The organism is Enterococcus sp. 5B3_DIV0040, from assembly GCF_002140755.1.
In the GTDB taxonomy this organism is placed as follows: Bacteria; Bacillota; Bacilli; order Lactobacillales; family Enterococcaceae; genus Enterococcus_D; species Enterococcus_D casseliflavus.
This window is the reverse complement of record NZ_NGLC01000002.1, coordinates 15859-33455: the sequence shown is the minus strand read 5'-3', so window position 1 is coordinate 33455 and position 17597 is coordinate 15859. Positions and strand designations below refer to the sequence as shown.

17 protein-coding genes are annotated in these 17597 nt (G+C 43.9%); 11 read left to right on the top strand and 6 right to left on the bottom strand.

All coding sequences use genetic code 11. From position 1 onward, the window contains the following. The first annotated feature begins 43 nt into the window (after positions 1-43). The 8 genes from arcA (at position 44) to A5883_RS12420 (ending at position 7578) form a co-directional block, all read left to right on the top strand. Complete coding sequence (arcA, locus tag A5883_RS12455) at positions 44-1267, top strand: arginine deiminase (RefSeq protein WP_010748983.1); 1224 nt, start codon at positions 44-46, stop codon at positions 1265-1267. 19 nt (positions 1268-1286) lie between these two features. Further along, positions 1287-2306, top strand: a complete 1020-nt coding sequence (gene argF, locus A5883_RS12450; RefSeq protein WP_086338756.1) for an ornithine carbamoyltransferase — start codon at positions 1287-1289, stop codon at positions 2304-2306. A 17-nt stretch (positions 2307-2323) separates the two neighbouring features. Then, complete coding sequence (gene arcC, locus A5883_RS12445; RefSeq protein WP_086338755.1) at positions 2324-3259, top strand: carbamate kinase; 936 nt, start codon at positions 2324-2326, stop codon at positions 3257-3259. A gap of 41 nt (positions 3260-3300) precedes the next feature. Next, on the top strand, positions 3301-3990 hold the full coding sequence (locus A5883_RS12440; RefSeq protein WP_005230704.1) for a Crp/Fnr family transcriptional regulator: 690 nt from the start codon (positions 3301-3303) through the stop codon (positions 3988-3990). Between the two features lie 63 nt (positions 3991-4053). Then, positions 4054-5505, top strand: a complete 1452-nt coding sequence (locus tag A5883_RS12435) for a YfcC family protein (RefSeq protein WP_086338754.1) — start codon at positions 4054-4056, stop codon at positions 5503-5505. A gap of 77 nt (positions 5506-5582) precedes the next feature. Continuing rightward, positions 5583-6089: an arginine repressor gene (locus A5883_RS12430; protein WP_005230706.1), complete on the top strand. Its 507-nt coding sequence runs from the start codon at positions 5583-5585 to the stop codon at positions 6087-6089. A gap of 214 nt (positions 6090-6303) precedes the next feature. Beyond that, entirely contained in the window at positions 6304-6819 is a 516-nt protein-coding gene (locus A5883_RS12425) for a VanZ family protein (protein WP_086338753.1), read from the top strand. Positions 6820-6882: 63 nt separating this feature from the next. After that, positions 6883-7578, top strand: a complete 696-nt coding sequence (locus tag A5883_RS12420; protein WP_086338752.1) for a YoaK family protein — start codon at positions 6883-6885, stop codon at positions 7576-7578. 33 nt (positions 7579-7611) lie between these two features. On the opposite strand, the gene A5883_RS12415 is transcribed toward A5883_RS12420, so the two are convergent. The 3 genes from A5883_RS12415 to A5883_RS12405 all read right to left on the bottom strand — a co-directional run bounded on the left by A5883_RS12415 (position 7612) and on the right by A5883_RS12405 (position 9501). Continuing rightward, positions 7612-7941: an SdpI family protein gene (locus A5883_RS12415; RefSeq protein ID WP_016608455.1), complete on the bottom strand. Its 330-nt coding sequence runs from the start codon at positions 7939-7941 to the stop codon at positions 7612-7614. Between the two features lie 159 nt (positions 7942-8100). Then, positions 8101-8583, bottom strand: coding sequence for a VOC family protein (locus A5883_RS12410; RefSeq protein WP_086338751.1), 483 nt, complete (start codon positions 8581-8583; stop codon positions 8101-8103). 39 nt (positions 8584-8622) lie between these two features. Then, positions 8623-9501 carry an aldo/keto reductase gene (locus A5883_RS12405; RefSeq protein WP_375838819.1) on the bottom strand — a complete coding sequence of 293 codons (879 nt, stop codon included), beginning with the start codon at positions 9499-9501 and terminating at the stop codon, positions 8623-8625. A 97-nt stretch (positions 9502-9598) separates the two neighbouring features. Between A5883_RS12405 and A5883_RS12400 the strand changes: the two genes are divergently transcribed. After that, positions 9599-9967: a winged helix-turn-helix transcriptional regulator gene (locus A5883_RS12400; RefSeq protein WP_016608452.1), complete on the top strand. Its 369-nt coding sequence runs from the start codon at positions 9599-9601 to the stop codon at positions 9965-9967. 62 nt (positions 9968-10029) lie between these two features. On the opposite strand, the gene A5883_RS12395 is transcribed toward A5883_RS12400, so the two are convergent. From A5883_RS12395 to A5883_RS12385, 3 genes are all read right to left on the bottom strand, one after another. After that, positions 10030-10329: a hypothetical protein gene (locus tag A5883_RS12395; protein ID WP_086338749.1), complete on the bottom strand. Its 300-nt coding sequence runs from the start codon at positions 10327-10329 to the stop codon at positions 10030-10032. Positions 10330-10484: 155 nt separating this feature from the next. Beyond that, a complete protein-coding gene (locus tag A5883_RS12390; RefSeq protein ID WP_074536490.1) occupies positions 10485-11882 on the bottom strand; it encodes a L,D-transpeptidase family protein in 1398 nt (465 codons plus the stop codon). A 284-nt stretch (positions 11883-12166) separates the two neighbouring features. Further along, positions 12167-13150 (bottom strand): L-lactate dehydrogenase, encoded by a 984-nt coding sequence (locus tag A5883_RS12385; protein ID WP_005230720.1) that lies wholly within the window; start codon positions 13148-13150, stop codon positions 12167-12169. A gap of 355 nt (positions 13151-13505) precedes the next feature. Here A5883_RS12385 and pth point away from each other — a divergent pair, with 355 nt between their 5' ends. Together pth and mfd are read left to right on the top strand one after the other, a co-directional pair. Continuing rightward, positions 13506-14066, top strand: a complete 561-nt coding sequence (gene pth, locus A5883_RS12380) for an aminoacyl-tRNA hydrolase (RefSeq protein ID WP_015510502.1) — start codon at positions 13506-13508, stop codon at positions 14064-14066. A gap of 11 nt (positions 14067-14077) precedes the next feature. Continuing rightward, positions 14078-17596, top strand: a complete 3519-nt coding sequence (gene mfd, locus A5883_RS12375) for a transcription-repair coupling factor (protein WP_016608449.1) — start codon at positions 14078-14080, stop codon at positions 17594-17596. The last annotated feature ends 1 nt before the right edge of the window (position 17597 follow it).

Sequence of the window (17597 nt, the reverse complement as noted above, 5' to 3'; positions counted from 1 at the left end):
TGTACTATGTAGGCGTAATCAAAACAAAGGAGGATGTAAAGAAATGTCAAATGCTATTCATGTTTTTTCAGAAATCGGCCGCTTGAAGCAAGTCATGCTCCATCGCCCTGGTCGAGAATTAGAAAACCTCGTGCCCGATCATTTAAATCGCTTGTTATTTGATGATATTCCCTTTTTGGAACAAGCAAGGGCTGAACATGATCAATTTGCCGATGTATTGCGTAATAATAATGTGGAGGTGTTGTATTTAGAAGATTTAGCAGCAGAAGCGTTAACTAGTCAAGAAATCAAAGAGCAGTTTATCAAGGAATATTTAGAAGAAACAACGTTACAAAGCCCAGAAATCATTGCTGAAATTACCGATTATTTCTTATCTTTTGAAGATAACCGTCAATTCATCGATAAAACGATGGCAGGTCTAGCGAAAAATGAATTGAAATTGCCCCATAGTCAAAGCCTAGCTGGTGCTGTGGATGACCAGTATCCGTTTTTGATCGATCCAATGCCGAATTTGTATTTCACTCGCGATCCGTTTGCGACGATCGGTAACGGGGTTTCCTTGAATCGCATGTATTCAGAAACAAGACGTCGTGAAACGTTGTATGGCAAATACATTTTTGCTCATCATCCAATGTTCCAACAACAGCCACCGCACTTGCTTTATGACCGTGATCAGCCAACACGAATTGAAGGTGGCGATGAATTGGTTCTGTCAAAACGAGTGTTAGCGATCGGGATCTCCCAACGAACAGATGCCACTTCCATTGAACAGTTGGCTCGTAATGTGTTCCAACATGAACCAAGTTTTGAGTACGTCTTAGCTTTTGATATTGGTCAAGAACGCAAATTCATGCATTTAGATACGGTATTTACAATGGTTGATTATGACAAATTTACGATCCATCCAGAAATTGAAGGAGAACTGACCGTTTATTCAATCTCACGTGACGGGGATGGCGTAACCATCAAAGAAGAAAAAGATACGTTAGAAAACATTTTGTGCCGCTACTTAGAATTAGATGCAGTGGAATTGATTCGCTGTGGGGGGAACGATTTGGTCGCTGCAGCTCGGGAACAATGGAATGACGGTTCCAATACCTTGACGATCGCACCTGGCGAAGTCGTGGTCTATGACCGCAACACGATCACCAATCAAAAATTAACTGAAGCCGGCATCAAATTGCATAAAATCTCCGGCAGTGAATTGGTTCGCGGCCGTGGCGGCCCTCGCTGCATGAGCATGCCATTTATTAGAGAAGATATTTAATCTAGAGGAGGAATTACTAATGAAACAAGTATTTAAAGGAAGAAGCTTCTTAGCAGAAAAAGATTTTACGAAAGCCGAGTTAGAATACCTGATTGATTTTTCAATCTATTTGAAACAGTTGAAAAAGCAAAATATTTCTCATCGCTATTTGGAAGGCAAGAACATCGCCCTCTTATTTGAAAAAACGTCGACTCGGACACGGGCGGCATTTACGACGGCTGCCATCGATCTTGGTGCCCATCCAGAATTTTTAGGTGCGAATGATATCCAGCTAGGCAAAAAAGAATCCGTTGAAGATACCGCCAGAGTTTTAGGCAGCATGTTTGATGGCATTGAGTTCCGCGGGTTCAGCCAACAAGTCGTTGAAGATTTAGCCAAATTCTCTGGCGTTCCTGTTTGGAATGGCTTGACCGATGAATGGCATCCAACCCAAATGATCGCTGACTTCATGACGATCAAAGAAAACTTCGGTACATTAGAAAACATTACGTTAGTCTATGTGGGCGATGGCCGAAACAATATGGCGAATAGTTTGTTAGTGACGGGGGCGATTTTAGGTGTCAATGTTCGCATCTGTGCACCAAAAGAACTTTTCCCAGCTGAAGAAGTGACAGACTATGCCAACAAATTTGCCAAAGAATCTGGCAGTCAGCTGATGGTAACAGACGATATTCAAAAAGGCGTCAAAGATGCCGATGTTCTGTATACCGATGTTTGGGTTTCAATGGGGGAAGAAGACCAGTTTGAAGAACGGGTGAAGCTGTTGAAAGATTACCAAATCAACCGCGAAATGGTAATGGCGACTGGAAAACAAGACGATGGCTTGATCGTGCTTCACTGCTTGCCAGCGTTCCATGATACGAATACGACGTATGGAAAAATGATCGAAGAAAAATTCGGCATTTCTGAAATGGAGATCACAGACGACATTTTCCGCAGTCAATGGGGCCGTCAATTTGAAGAGGCTGAAAACCGAATGCACTCGATCAAAGCAATCATGGCAGTAACCTTAGGCGATCTCTTTATTCCTAGCGTGTAAGAAGGAGCAGTGAGCAGATGAGTGAAAAGAAACCAACGATCGTTGTCGCCCTTGGCGGCAACGCTATCCTAGCAGATGATGCCAGTGCCAAAGGGCAAAAAGAACGGCTTAAACAGACCGTCGAGTATTTAATTCCCCTAATCCAAAAAGACGTTCATTTGATCATTACCCATGGGAATGGGCCTCAAGTGGGAAATTTGGTTTTGCAGCAACAAGCCAGTGATTCTAGCAAAAACCCAGCGATGCCTTTAGATACCTGCGTGGCAATGACGCAAGGCAGTATTGGCTATTGGTTACAAAATGAGCTGAGAATCCAGTTGAAAGAAGCCCAAATGGCTAAGCCGGTGGTGACAGTGGTGACGGAAATTACAGTCGATGCACAAGATCCAGCATTTGCCCATCCGACCAAACCGATCGGTCCTTTCTTAACGGAAACAGCTGCCAAAGAAGCCATGGCGGCAACAGATGCCATCTATCGTGAAGATGCTGGTCGTGGTTGGCGGAAAGTCGTTGCCAGTCCAGCACCACAAGCGATTCAAGAAGTTGCCAGCATCAAGGCGCTGATTGAACAAAACACGATCGTTATTTGCGCAGGCGGTGGGGGCATTCCCGTGTTAGATAATGGGCTGGGGGTTGAAGCCGTGATCGATAAAGATTTTGCTTCTGAAAAATTGGCTCGTTTAATCGATGCGGATCAGCTGATCATTTTGACGGGCGTGGAAAAAATCGCTTTGAACTTTGGCAAGGAAAATGAGCAGTGGTTGGATCATGTGACCGCCGCTGAATTGGAAACCTATGTCGATGAAGGGCATTTTTCACCGGGAAGCATGTTACCGAAAGTACAAGCAGCTTTGAATTTTGTCAAAATGGGCACAGAAAAACGAGCAGTGATTACTTCCTTAGATAAGCTGGCAGAAATTGAAGACGCTGGTACACAGATCACCTGGAAATAAGCGAAGTAGCAAAGCAAGTCCAAAACATTGGAGTGAGAGAAATGATCGACTACCAAATAAAAGATCCATCAACAAGAGCGAATAGCTTTCAATGGCTGGAAGAAGAAAATCAACAGCGATTGAAGGAGCATATTTACTGCCGTACGTACAAAAAAGGCCAAGTGCTTTTTTATGAAGGCGACGTAAGAGATCGGATATTCCATGTGATCGAAGGTCTCGTACGGATCGAAAAAACCGACGGAACTGATTCCTATTGTTATGTAGATTTTGTTGGGCCTGATCAGTTATTTCCTTTGATTGGCTTGTTTGAAAGAGACAACTATGATGTATCGGCATTCGCTGCAACAGACATTGTCGTGCAGTTTGCAGCGATGTCGCTGTTTGAACCGCTGGTTGTTTCATCTACAAGTCAGTTGCTGTGGCTGAATCAGCAAATGAGCCAGCAGTTGGAGAAGCAAAGACGCCGAGTGGAGTACTGTGTCACCTCTAGCGCGCAGACAAGAGTCGTCAATACGATCGGTCTCTTGATGATTGAGCACGGACAGTCACAAGGAGAGCAGATTCGCATTCCTTTTCCAGTTTTTATCAATGATATTGCTAAATACAGTGGAACGACCCGAGAGACGGTCAGTCAAACCATCAAGGCGCTCGTGCATAAAAGAAAGATTTATTATCGTTACAAAGAACTCATTATTTATGACAAAGATTATTTTTCCCATGTTGCGAATTGACCACAGACAGACTAGCTGTTGGCAATTTGCACCTAAGACTGATTCAATAGAGGAGGAACGAAGATGAAAAAAAAGCAAAAAGAAAAAAAGTCGCTGACATCTTTCAGTATCTTATTTCTGATCATTATTGCGTTGACGGTCGCTTCTTGGCTACTAGCCGGTCAGCCCTTTGCACCTTCATTACCAGCAGGCCAAGAAGAGATGGTCAGCCAAGTCGTCGGTGCCAAGTTTTCTGATTTCTTTATGGCGCCTTTTAACGGATTTCGTGATGCGATCGAGATCTGTGTGTTTATTCTTTGTTTGGGTGGCTTTTTGAATATTGTCACACGAACAGGCGCTTTAGAAGCTGGTATTCAGCATTTGGTCAAAAAACTCAAAGGCAACGAGTTGATTTTGATCCCGATTTTGATGGTGTTGTTTTCAATTGGTGGCTCAACTTATGGAATGGCGGAAGAAACGATTCCGTTCTATTCCTTATTAGCAATCACAATGGTGGCATCGGGCTTTGATACGATCGTCGCAGCAGGAACCGTCATGTTGGGTGCTGGTGCTGGTGTGATCGGCTCCACCGTTAACCCCTTTGCTACGGGAGTGGCAATGGATGCCTTACGAAGCATCGATATTGCTCCGAATAATGGCACGATCCTAGTAGTTGGCGCATTGCTTTGGTTAGTCACGACCGCGTATTGTATCTTTGTGGTGATGTCTTATGCCAAAAAAGTCAAAGCCGACAAAGGCTCCACAATCTTATCGCTGCAAGAGCAAAAAGAAATGGAAGAGCATTTTGTCAAAGACACGAACGAAGCCTTGGCGTTTACGCAAAAGCATCGCCTGATTTTGACGATTTTTGGCTTATCCTTTGTGATCATGGTGGTTTCCTTGATTCCTTGGGGCGACTTTGATATCCATGTGTTTGACGGTTGGACCGCCTTTTTGACCGGGAATAGCTTCGGTGAATGGTATTTTGGTGATTTGGCTATGTGGTTCTTCTACATCAGTATCATCATTGCATTGATTCAAGGATTCTCAGAAAAAGAAATCGTGACCAACTTTATCGATGGGGTCAAAGACATTTTATCCGTTGTCTTGATCATCGTTGTGGCACGGGGGGCTTCCTACATTATGCAAACAACGTACTTGGATCTGTTTATTTTGGATCGGGCTTCCCATCTTTTAGAAGGGTTATCACCTGTCCTGTTCGTAATTGGCGCTTATATTTTGTATCTGCTCTTATCGTTCTTGATTCCATCAACTTCAGGACTGGCATATGTATCGATCCCTATCATGGGTGCTTTGGCGCAAAGCATCGGACTCAATCCGAACGTCATGGTCATGATCTTTACTGCTGGTTGTGGATTAGTGAATTTGATCACACCAACTTCTGGCGTCGTGATGGGCGGATTGGAGCTGGCGCGGGTCAACTATTCTACTTGGACTCGCTTTATGCGCAAACCGTTACTGGTTATCGGAATTTCCAATCTTGCCATTTTAATCTTCTCGATGTTGTTCTTGTAAGCTGCGTTTCAAGAAGTGAACAAGATGAATCAACTATTTCAATAAGCGAGGCGACGTGAGAGGAGCGGATCAAGTAAATGAAAAAAAAAGAGCGACAAGCAATTATCAAAAAACTCTTTGTCCTACATCGGATTGAGTCTCAAGAAGAATTGATGAATTTATTAAAAAAAGAAAATGTTTCAGCTACCCAAGCCACGATTTCTAGGGACATGCGGGAAATGAACATCGCTAAAACCTATGCCAAAAATGGCCGACCGTATTATTCGATCTTTGAATCCAAAGAGCAGGATCTAGAAGACAGAATTGCGTTTTCGATGTATGAGTACCTAAAAAAGATTACGCAGATTGACTTTTTAGTTGTCGTTCATACGGCTGAAAATGGCGCCGATGTAATCGCCAATTATCTTGATGAAATGGAGCTGCCAGAAATTGTCGGCACGATTGCAGGGTTTGATATTTTATTGATCATCACGCCGTCACAAGAAGCGGCAGCAGAGGTCGTCGAGCGGTTGAATCATTATGTAGAAGGCTACGAGATGGGTTCGTCATTATTTACTGGAGAAAAAAACGCAAAACAGCCCTGAGAATCGTTGAAGGAGCTGAACGCCACAAGCCCAAAGATCTCACAACCAAACGGGTGACGGCTTTTCATACCGATGGCTATTTTTAAAAAGAAAGAGTGCTTCTAATCTTCATGGAAGCACTCTTTTTGTGTGTGCAATGTCTCCACGGTTTGCGGGAAAAACAGTTGCATCACCAAATGAAAATGGTAAGATAGGAAAATGAGGAGTGAAAACTATGAAAAAATTACTGAAAGAACCGAACTTTTACTTTTGTATCGCAATTGCGGTAATGGTCATCCTCTTTATCAGCTCTTCACAAACCTATGAGCAGCAATCACAAATCGGGTTGCTTTCACGAATCTTAAAAAATGAACCATTGAAAGATTGGCTGGAGACGATCTCTTTTTCCTATGCTGGGTCGGAGATCAGTATTGCGGAAAAAGGCTATTTCTCATTTGTGGAATTTTTCATTCGCAAAGGTGCGCATTTCTTCACTTATTTTGTCTTAGGGGGCAGTTTGTTCTTAACGCTTAGTTTGCGAAAACAGCCTTTTTGGCTAGCCGCTTTTTTTGCTTGGTTGGCAGCCACCGGCTACGCTGGGATCGATGAATACCATCAAATGCTGACGGGAGGACGGACGCCGCTTTTTCAAGATGTCATGCTAGATTCAGCTGGAGCACTGACCGCCGTTCTTTTGGGGTGGTTGATTTGTCAGCTATCGAAAAAGTCACCTAAACGCCGCAAAAGATAACGAGTTGTCGGCGTTTTTAAGCGTTAAGCTGTCAGAAAGTATAAAAAACAAGAGGCGAAACCAATGGAAAAAAGTTTGAGCAGTGCCAAAAGAAAATCGGAGTTTGTCGTGCATGAAAGTTTACCAGTGGGGATTCTTCTTGCTATGGCGGGCGGTTTTTTAGATGCGTATACCTACTTGTTTCACGGGGAAGTGTTTGCAAGTATGCAGTCGGGGAATGTCATTTTGTTAGGGATCAATCTTTCAACGGGGCAGTTTGAACAAGCCTTTCGGTATCTGCCACCAATCTTCATGTTTTTAGTGGGGATCGTAGTGACGAATTATCTGCAGCATCATTTTCCGACAGGGGGCTGGATCGTTTGGCAAAATGCCGCATTGATCTTTGAAGCAATCGGTATTTTGGTTCTGGGCTTTTTTGCTCGATCATTACCCAATGTCATGATCGATTCGGGGTTATCTTTTTTTGCAGCGATTCAATATGCCGCCTATCGTCGATTGGCAGGGATGCCCTATGCCACCACGATGACCACCGGCAACTTACGTTCACTGGCTGATTATTTGTATATGCGCTGGTTTAAGAAGGACCGATCAGTGACACCCAAGATCATTTCTATTTCCTTGATCATCGGCGGCTTCTTTTTTGGTGCAGTCTTAAGCAGCTTGCTAGGGATTATCTTATTCCACCGCACTATCTGGGTGGTTTCAGGGATTTTAGCCTTGGTGTTGGGGATCACGATCCATCATCAAAATAAACAATAGAAAAAAGACATTCGCTGGAATGTCTTTTTTGTCTTACTTTTTGGTGCTTGTGCGTGAATCTTTGAGATACAGTGCCGTTTCTACGAGTAGCGCTGCTAGAAGATAGCTGCCAAAAACGGCTACTTGGTAAAAAGCCTCTGCGATCAGCTCGTTGCGCTGCAATAAAACGACCCCGCCTAGAAAGAGCATCGCTAACAAGGAGAACCACTGCTGGGCAAAACGCCAATTGCTGACACTGGCTGTACTGCGCTTGGTGCGAAAGCCGAATACATAATTGGGTTCTTCTCGGTAAAAGCACCAGAAGACGATGAAAAAAATACCCGTAAAAATCAACAACAAAAGTCCAATATCGATCGAGATCACTACCTTTCACGTGCGATTTGTTGGATAAGTAAGTGAAGCCACTAAAGAGGAGTACATACTTATTGTATCCGCTATGAACGCTTCTATGAAGGGGAACAATCGAAAAATACGTGCTTCTAGCAAAAAAACGGATGGCGATTTGCAGCGCCATCCGGTTTTTTATCCCCGTTGAAAAGGGCCTTTTGGTGCAATCAATTCAAGATTGGTACCGTCTGGATCTGTAAAGTAGGCAACACCTGTCCCGAAACCGCTTTTTAAACCATCTTGTTCTTCAAAAACGATGGGGGTGCCGTCAGGCTCAACGCCAATGGCTTTTAGACGAGCAACGGCTTCATCGATCGCTTCGACTTCAAAACAAAGATGCATGGCGCTGATTTGTTCATTGGAATAACTGGCTTTGTTGGATTTTGGTTCGACGTATTCTAAAAGATCGATGTTGAGATTGTCTAAATGAAGATTGGCATATTTGATCAGTGTATCTGCTAATCCTTGCGTTTGCGCCATGCGTTTGCCGCCGATCGTATCTTGATTGGCGATTTTCTTTCCCGTTAATGCTTCATAAAATTGGATGGAACGTTCGAGATTGCTGACGGTGATTCCCACGTGGTTAACCATTGAAAAGCCTGTGTTTGTGTTTGTCATTATACTTCCTCCTAAGGTTTTGTTTAGTATATCGTTTGGTTAATGAAAATCGAATGTGTCTGGATCTGGACCCACTCGTAAGTCTTCATTTAATGCGTTCAAGCGGGCCATGTCAGCTTCTGATAAATGGAAATCAAAAATCGCTGCATTGGCGATCATTCGCTCGGGGTGTGTCGATTTGACATTGACTAAGATCCCTTGTTGGATAGCCCAGCGTAAAAGCACTTGTGCCGCTGATTTTTGCTGTGCATCGGCGATCGCCAAGACGGTGTCATCTTTCAGCAGTTTGCCTTGCATCAAAGGTGACCAGGCTTGGATCGCAATCCCCTTTTCGGCACAAAAAGCCCGCAGATCTTGCTGCGTCAGTTTGGGATGCAGCTCGATCTGATTGATAACAGGAACGACCTTAGCAATGGACAATAATTGCTCCAGATGATGGATCTGGAAGTTGCTGACTCCGATCGCTTTGATTTTTCCTGCCGCATAGAGGTCTTCCAAGGCACGCCAGGACTCTTGAAATGCTTGATTTCCTGGCCAATGGATCAAGTACAAGTCGAGATACTCAAGGTTTAAGCGGGCCAAACTTTCATTGAAGGCGTGGATCGTTTCATCATAAGTTAAATGATCGTTCCAAAGTTTGGAAGTGACAAAGAGTTCTTCACGAGCCAACCCCGTTTCTTGTAAGCCTTGTTTGACTCCTTCCCCTGTTCCTGTTTCGTTGCCGTAAATCGCTGCTGTATCAATCAAGCGATAGCCATTGATAATCGCTTGCTTCACGACCTCTGCTGTGTCAGCTTCAGGGATTTGAAAGACACCTAACCCCAACCCGGGGATTTCACTGCCGTTGTTCAGGGTGACGGTATCTGATAATTTTTCGATCATAAAAACATCTCCTTTATTTTTTTCTGGTATCATCATATAATGAGGTGGTAATACTGTATAGTACGTACTTTTTTGTTTGATACCCACCTTTTGGTAACCTTTGTGTGGTATCAAGCGTAATGAGGTGAAAAAAATGGCAGAAAAAATTTATAATATCGGTGTTGAAGCAACCATGGATGTCATCGGCGGGAAGTGGAAACCAATCATTCTTTGTAATTTACGCCATGGGGCATTACGTCCCAGTGATTTACGGCGGAAGATCCCTGGCATCAGTCAAAAAATGTTGACCCAGCAATTGCGGGAATTAGAAGAATCTGACATCGTTACTCGCAAGTCATATAATCAAGTACCACCTAAAGTTGAGTATTCCTTGAGTGAATATGGAGAAACCTTAGGCGGCTTATTGGATACACTTTGCCAATGGGGCACGATGCACGTTGCTGCACTGCAAGACAAAGGAGAGCAAGTTACTTTGTTAGAACAAGAAGAAGCGATAGTCTAGCAAAGGGGAAGTGGCATGAGAAAAGGCGGCAGAAACCATTGGTTTCCGTCCGCCTTTTTAGGTTATGCTTGTTGGATCAATTCTAGAATGGCTTCAGTATTCATCCCGCTGTAATGATTGACGGGAAACGAAAGGCGGTTGATGCGTGGTGGGATGGCCTGCTTGATCATCGGATCTGTTAAAGAAAGCAAGGGATCGACCAAAACGAGTTTTTCTTGCGAAAAACGATAATTCGCCAGACGTTCTGGTGTCACAACAGTTACGCTGATTTGATCCTCGGACAGCAGTTGGATGTTGCGGGCGAAAATTTTGATCAGACTTCCAGCCAAAGTAGAACGATCAATAAAAATGACTTTTTCCAAAATGTTTCTCCTTATTAATTAAATTGGTTAATTAAGTATATTAATTAAACCGTTCTTTGTAAATAGGAACATTTGGGAGACAACAAAAAAGCCGCAAAAGATTTTTCTTTTGCGGCTTTTGGTTCGTCTATAAAAAGGTTTGATTCTTTTTTTGATTAAATCACGATCACGGGTGTACCGACTTCGGCTTTGCTGTACAATTCTTTCATCACGCCTGGCGGAGTATTGATACAGCCGTGAGAACCACGGGTTTTCCAAAGATCGCCACCGTATTCCGTCTGCCAATCAGAATCATGGATACCGACACCGGTCCAATCGATGGGCATCCAGTAATCAACAGGGGACGCATAATCTTCACCAGTCAAGGTTGCATCTTCTTCTTTGTTCCAGACATAGAAGACGCCAGTTGGTGTTGGTGTGGCTGGTTTCCCAGAGATAATTTTCGTATCCAACACTAACTCGCCATCTTTGTAATACCACATGTGTTGGTTTTTTAGATCAACTTCGATATAGGTGTTGCCAAACAGCGGGCTGCCTGCATCGGTGCTTCCTTGAGCGATCGGTGTGCGGGTGAAGTCTTCGCCTGCTTTTAACGCCTCGATCAATGCTTCTGTTTCCGCATCGGTTTGGATCGTCCAGCTAAGAGTACCGGCTGGGACTGTCACTTCGCCTTGCTTGGTACTTTGGAAGGTCGAAGAATTGGTGCTAGTATTGTATTGTTCGCCGATCGATGTGACATAGCTTCTTACTTTGTCTTCGTCGATCGTTGTGTTGCCGTCTTTATAAGAGAGCCAATCCATGATCGTTTCTCTTGGGATTTGAAACGTATTTCCGTTGATCGTATAATTGCCGGTTACTTTGGCGATTTTATTCAACGAATCCATTTCTTTCGTTAAGTCTGGATCATCGGCGGTCACACTTGGTTTTGTGACATAATCAACGAGATTCAATTCCTTTTCGCCGCTGACGATGGCTTCTTGCAAGTCTGCCACTGCTTTGTCAACATCGATGGCATCGCCGTCAACTTCTGGTTTGATAGAAAAGCCGTCTTCGCCTTTTTCCAACGTGGCATCAGCCGATTTGGTACGATCTTCATTTAAGGTTTCGAGTTCTTTTTGGATCGTGTTGGTCTCGCTAGTCAAGGTGTCTTGGTCTACTGAGAGATTGTCTAGCTTCTTTTCTTCGGCAGCCGAAACGTAAGCCATTCCCCAGCTCCACTGATTTTGTTCATCTTTTAATGATTGCAGCTCATCGGTGAAATCCGTCTGCAAACCAAATTGAGCAAGGTTGACTGTTTTCCATTCGCTATCACCATCTTTGATGGTAAAGTCTTCTTGTGAATAGCGATCATGCAGCAGGTCGTTGGCCTCGGCAACGGTTTTGTTGCTGATGTCGATCCCATCGATTTCAGTCTTTGGTAGAAAACGGTTTGCATAATATGTACTTCGGTAGGTATAGCCGCCAGCGATCACTACGAGTAAAGCAGCCACAACGATCAGAACAATTTTCTTCGTATTATTCTTGGCGTCAGTATGTTTGTTTGAACGAGTCATTCAACTACTCCTTTTTTCTAATGGCATAATAGATAATAACGCTTAAATCATACCATATTCCCACGGGAAAGCGAATATGGCAAATGAAACTTCCATGAAAAATAGAAAATTCTTAAACTATCTTTAGGCAAGCTGTAGAAACGCATTTCTTACGATAAAAAAACTGAACGAATCGGCAGCAAGCCATCTTGATCAAAGGATTCTGAAAAAGAGTGAGCTGGAGGATTCGTTCAGTCGCATAATTGACTAACTAAAATTGACTATTTAACACGAGGGAAAAGAAATTATTGATTGTCTTCCGCATCTAATTTTGCAAAAGCTTCATCAAGAATATCTTTTAATTGTTTTGCCGAAGCGGCCATCCGGTCTTTTTCACCATCTGTTAATGGGATCTCAATTACTTTTTGAATCCCTTGGGCATTGATGACTGCAGGCGCACCGATGTACAAGTCGTTTAAGCCGTATTCGCCGTTCATGTACACAGATAATGGGAGAACAGCATTTTCATCGTCTAAGATCGCACGAGTGATCCGTGCTAAGGCTACCGCGATCCCGTAGAAGGTCGCACCTTTTTTCTCGATGATGGTGTAGGCTGCATCACGAACACTGAAGAAAATGTTGACCATTGCTTCTTCATCGATGTCTGGGTTGTTTTTGACCCATTCATAGATTTGTAGGCCAGCTACGTTGGCATGAGACCAAACAGGGAATTCTGAATCGCCGTGTTCCCCTAAGATATAGGCATGGACATTACGGGCATCGACATCGACCAATTCAGCCAATGCTTGACGGAAACGGGCAGAGTCTAATGAGGTACCTGAACCGATAACGCGTTCTTTCGGGAAGCCTGAGAATTTCCAAGTAGAATAAGTCAAAATATCGACTGGGTTTGCTGCAACTAAGAAAATTCCGTTAAAGCCTGAATCAACGATTTGGGTAACTACTTCACGGTTGATTTTCAAGTTTTTATGAACTAAGTCTAAACGGGTTTCGCCTGGTTTTTGAGGCGCACCAGCAGTAATAACGACTAAATCAGCATCATGTGCATCTTCATAAGAAGCGGCATAGATTTTTTTAGGGGAAGTAAATGCCAAAGCATGGGACAAGTCAATTGCGTCGCCTTCTGTTTTTGCTGTATTTATATCAATGATTCCGACTTCTTGCGCAATGTTTTGGGTCACCAGCGCAAACGCGTAACTAGAACCAACCGCACCGTCTCCAACAAGAATTACCTTTTGGTGATCTTTTTTGTTCGTTTTTGCAGTCATCTGTGTATCATTCCTTCCGCATAATTGTTTTACTCGCTATCATCCTACCATTTTCAAGTATGTTTGTCATGTGATTTGCACAACAATATTACACAAAATATCGCTGTTTCAGTTGTAAATGCTTTCTTTGTTATTACGTCAAAAAGAAGATATATCAAGGTTTTATTAAGATTCGTTAAGAAAGATAAAAACTGAGCAAGAGGGTGCCACCATAACAGTCCATTTCGTGTTATAATTACCTAAGCAAAAGAACTGGGCGCATTTGTGTGCCCAGTATTTTGTGTTTGGATAAGAAAACCGATAAAATAGATGAAGAATCAGCTTGAAACTAGAAATAATGGAGCGTAAATAAAAAATGAAAATGATTGTAGGCTTGGGAAATCCTGGCAAAAAATATGAAAAAACCAAACATAATGTTGGCTTTATGGTAGTGGATGCGTTGGCACAAAAGTACCAAGCAACCTTTAAAAAGTCGGCTTTTGAAGCAGAGGTGGCAGAGTTTTTCTTGAAGGGTGAAAAAATCCTTTTGGTCAAACCACAAACCTTCATGAATGAATCCGGTCGTGCGGTAGGCCCGTTGATGACCTATTTTGGCATCTACCAAGAAGAACTAGTGGTGGTCTATGATGACCTCGATTTAGCGTTAGGGAAAATTCGTTTGCGCCAAAAAGGCAGTGCAGGTGGCCACAATGGGATCAAGAGTTTGATCGCTCATTTGGATTCAACAGTCTTTGACCGTATCAAAATCGGGATCGATCGTCCACGTCCAGGACAAACCGTGGTCAATCATGTCCTGAGTCCTTTTGCAAAAGACGATCTGCCCATCGTTTTACAAAGTATTGATAAAGCGGTCGAGGCAAGTAGTGATTACTTGACCAACGGCGACTTTCTTGCCACAATGAATCGATTTAACTAAGGAGGGCCGAGATGGATTTAATTGAATTAATAAATAAAGTGCCGACAGTGGCGGCTTGGCATACAGGTTTACGTGAACAGGCCCCCCGGCAATTACTGACCGGTCTAGCTGGATCGGCAAAAACATTAGCGATCACTGGTGTGTATCAGGCATTTCAAAAACAAGTGATCGTCGTGACACCTAATCTCTATTATACAAATCAACTAGCCGAAGATCTGCGCAATGTGACGGAAGATGTCTACGTTTTTCCAGTGGATGAAGTGTTGTCAGCCGAAATGGCTTTTTCTTCACCAGAAGCCAGAGAAGAACGCGTGGCAGCGCTGAATGCTGTTTCTCAAGGGAAAACGGGGATCTATGTGTTGCCGGTGGCGGCTTTGCGAAAGTATTTGCCTGAAAAGAAAACCTGGTTAGCCAATCAATTTCAATGGCAGATCGGCGATGAGATCGATTTAGAGCGTTTGCCGCAACAATTGATCTTGATGGGTTACGAACGTCAGTCAATGATTGGCAAACCTGGCGAATTCAGTATTCGTGGGAGCATCCTCGATATTTATCCATTAAACGCCGAATATCCCGTACGGATCGAGTTATTCGATGTAGAAATCGACTCGATGCGTTCTTTCAACGTGGAAACGCAACGCTCAGTGGAAACGCTGCAGCAAGTGGCTATTTTACCCACTACCGAATTGGTTTTCTCAGCGGAAGATTTAGCTGCGGGGCAAAAGCAGCTGCAAGAATTATTGAACAAACGGTTGGCAGTCACCAAAGAAGCAACCGATCGCGCCTTTTTAGAAGATTATTTTGGCCAGTTGGCTTCTCAATGGCAAGCGGGGATTCCTGGTGAAAGTGCCCGTTATTACACGGATTTACTGTATCGTCAGCAAACGAGTGTCTTAGATTATTTTTCTGAAGATGCCTTTTTGATGATCGATGATTATGCTCGGATCATGGAGACCAATCGTGAGATCGAACGGGAAGAGGCGGAGTGGCATACCCAAAAATTAGCGGAGCTGCGGGTCTTTTCTGAACAGCAATTCGGGATCGATGTCCATCAGCTGCTGCAAAAAGAAACCTTTGTGACCAGCTTCTTTTCTTTATTCCAAAAAGGAATGGGGAACATTCGCTTCCAAGCGATCCATCAATTCCAATACCGGCCGATGCAGCAGTTTTTCAGCCAAATGGGTCTCTTGAAAGTTGAAATCGATCGCTGGGAGAAGCAGCAGCAGACGGTGATTTTTCTGGTCAGTGACCAAGAGCGGGCCAAGAAGTTAGAGCAAGATCTGCGAGATCATGATATCTATGCCGTGCAGACGCAACAAGACCGCCTGTTTACAGGACGCACCCAAATCGTGGTGGAACGTTTGCAAAGCGGCTTTGAAATGCCGCAAGACAAGCTAGTGGTGGTTACGGAAAAAGAAATTTTCCAAAAGATGAACAAAAAAAGAGCCCGCAGGCAAAATGTCACCAATGCGGAACGGCTCAAAAGCTACAATGAGTTAAAAGCGGGCGATTATGTCGTCCATGCGAATCATGGGATCGGGAAGTACATCGGCATGGAAACCTTAGAAGTCGATGGCGTCCACCAAGATTACATGACGATCTTGTACCAAAACGAAGACAAGCTCTTTATTCCAGTCACCCAATTGAATTTGATTCAAAAATATGTGGCTTCCGAATCGAAAACACCGAAAATCAATAAATTAGGTGGCAGCGAGTGGGCGAAGACCAAGCGCAAAGTGACGGCAAAAATTGAAGACATCGCAGATGATTTGATTTTATTGTATGCCAAACGCGAATCAGAAAAAGGCTATGCCTTTCAACCAGACGATGCCTATCAAAAAGAATTTGAAGATGCCTTTCCGTATTCGGAAACCGATGATCAGCTGCGCAGTACGGCAGAGATCAAGCGGGATATGGAAAAAGAAAAGCCGATGGACCGTTTGTTAGTCGGGGATGTTGGTTTTGGGAAAACAGAAGTGGCGCTGCGGGCTGCTTTTAAAGCGATCAAAGAAAGCAAACAAGTGGCTTTCTTAGTACCGACAACGATCTTGGCGCAGCAGCACTATGAAACGATGGTCGATCGTTTTGAAGGATTCCCCGTCAATGTTGGGGTACTGAGTCGTTTTCGGACGAAAAAACAGCAGAATGAAACGATCGAGCAAGTGCGCAAAGGGCAAGTCGATATTTTGGTGGGGACCCACCGATTATTGTCAAAAGATGTCGAGTTTGCTGATTTGGGCTTGTTGGTGATCGATGAAGAACAACGGTTTGGGGTCAAACACAAAGAGCGCTTGAAACAACTGCGTTCGCAAGTCGATGTGTTGACGTTGACGGCAACGCCGATCCCACGAACATTGCATATGTCGATGCTGGGGGTACGGGACCTATCTGTGATCGAAACACCACCAGAAAATCGTTACCCGATCCAAACCTATGTGATGGAGATGAATCCAGGAGCAGTGCGAGAAGCGATCCAACGGGAGATGGCACGGGGAGGTCAAGTATTTTATCTCTATAATCGTGTCGATACGATCGAGCGGAAAGTCGAAGAACTGCAGGCGTTAGTGCCAGACGCACGAATCGCGTATGCCCACGGGCAAATGACCGAGATTCAATTGGAAAATACCCTGTTTGACTTTATTGAAGGGCAATACGATGTGTTGGTGACGACGACGATCATTGAAACCGGTGTGGATATTCCCAATGCCAATACGTTGTTTGTGGAAAATGCCGATTACATGGGGCTTTCGACGTTGTATCAGCTGCGCGGCCGTGTCGGTCGGAGCAATCGGGTCGCCTATGCGTATTTCATGTATGAACAGCAAAAAGTGTTGAATGAAGTCAGTGAAAAACGGCTGCAAGCCATTAAGGACTTTACCGAGTTGGGGTCAGGTTTCAAAATCGCGATGCGAGATCTTTCGATTCGTGGAGCGGGAAATCTATTGGGGGCGCAGCAGCACGGCTTTATCGATGCAGTCGGGTTTGACATGTACTCGCAAATGCTGTCTGAAGCAGTCACTCGGAAACAAGGGAAAAATACCCAAACAGAAAAAACGACCGTCGAGATCGATCTGGGGATCGATGCCTACTTACCGACTTCGTATATTGAAGACGAACGGCAAAAAATCGAGATCTACAAACGAATTCGTGAGCTGGAATCCCAAGAAGCAGTTGATGAACTTCAAGATGATCTATTAGACCGTTTCGGTGAATACCCTGTAGAAGTGGCACATCTCTTAACGGTGGGCGAGATCAAAATGAACGGCGATCGTGCCTTGTTAGAAACTATCCGCAAGCAGCAGCAGACGGTGTCGTTTACTTTGAGTAAAGTCGGCACGAAAAATTATTCGGTGGAGCAGCTGTTTGAAGCATTGAAAGCTACTAAATTAAAAGCCACGATGGGTGTCGATCATGAGCAAATGACCATCAAATTACAGATTCCGCCAGTGATGAAGGAAAGCACCTGGCTATTAGAAATCCAAGATTTTGTCAAAGCGTTACGGGAACAAAAATACGCCAGCCAAGGCTAGA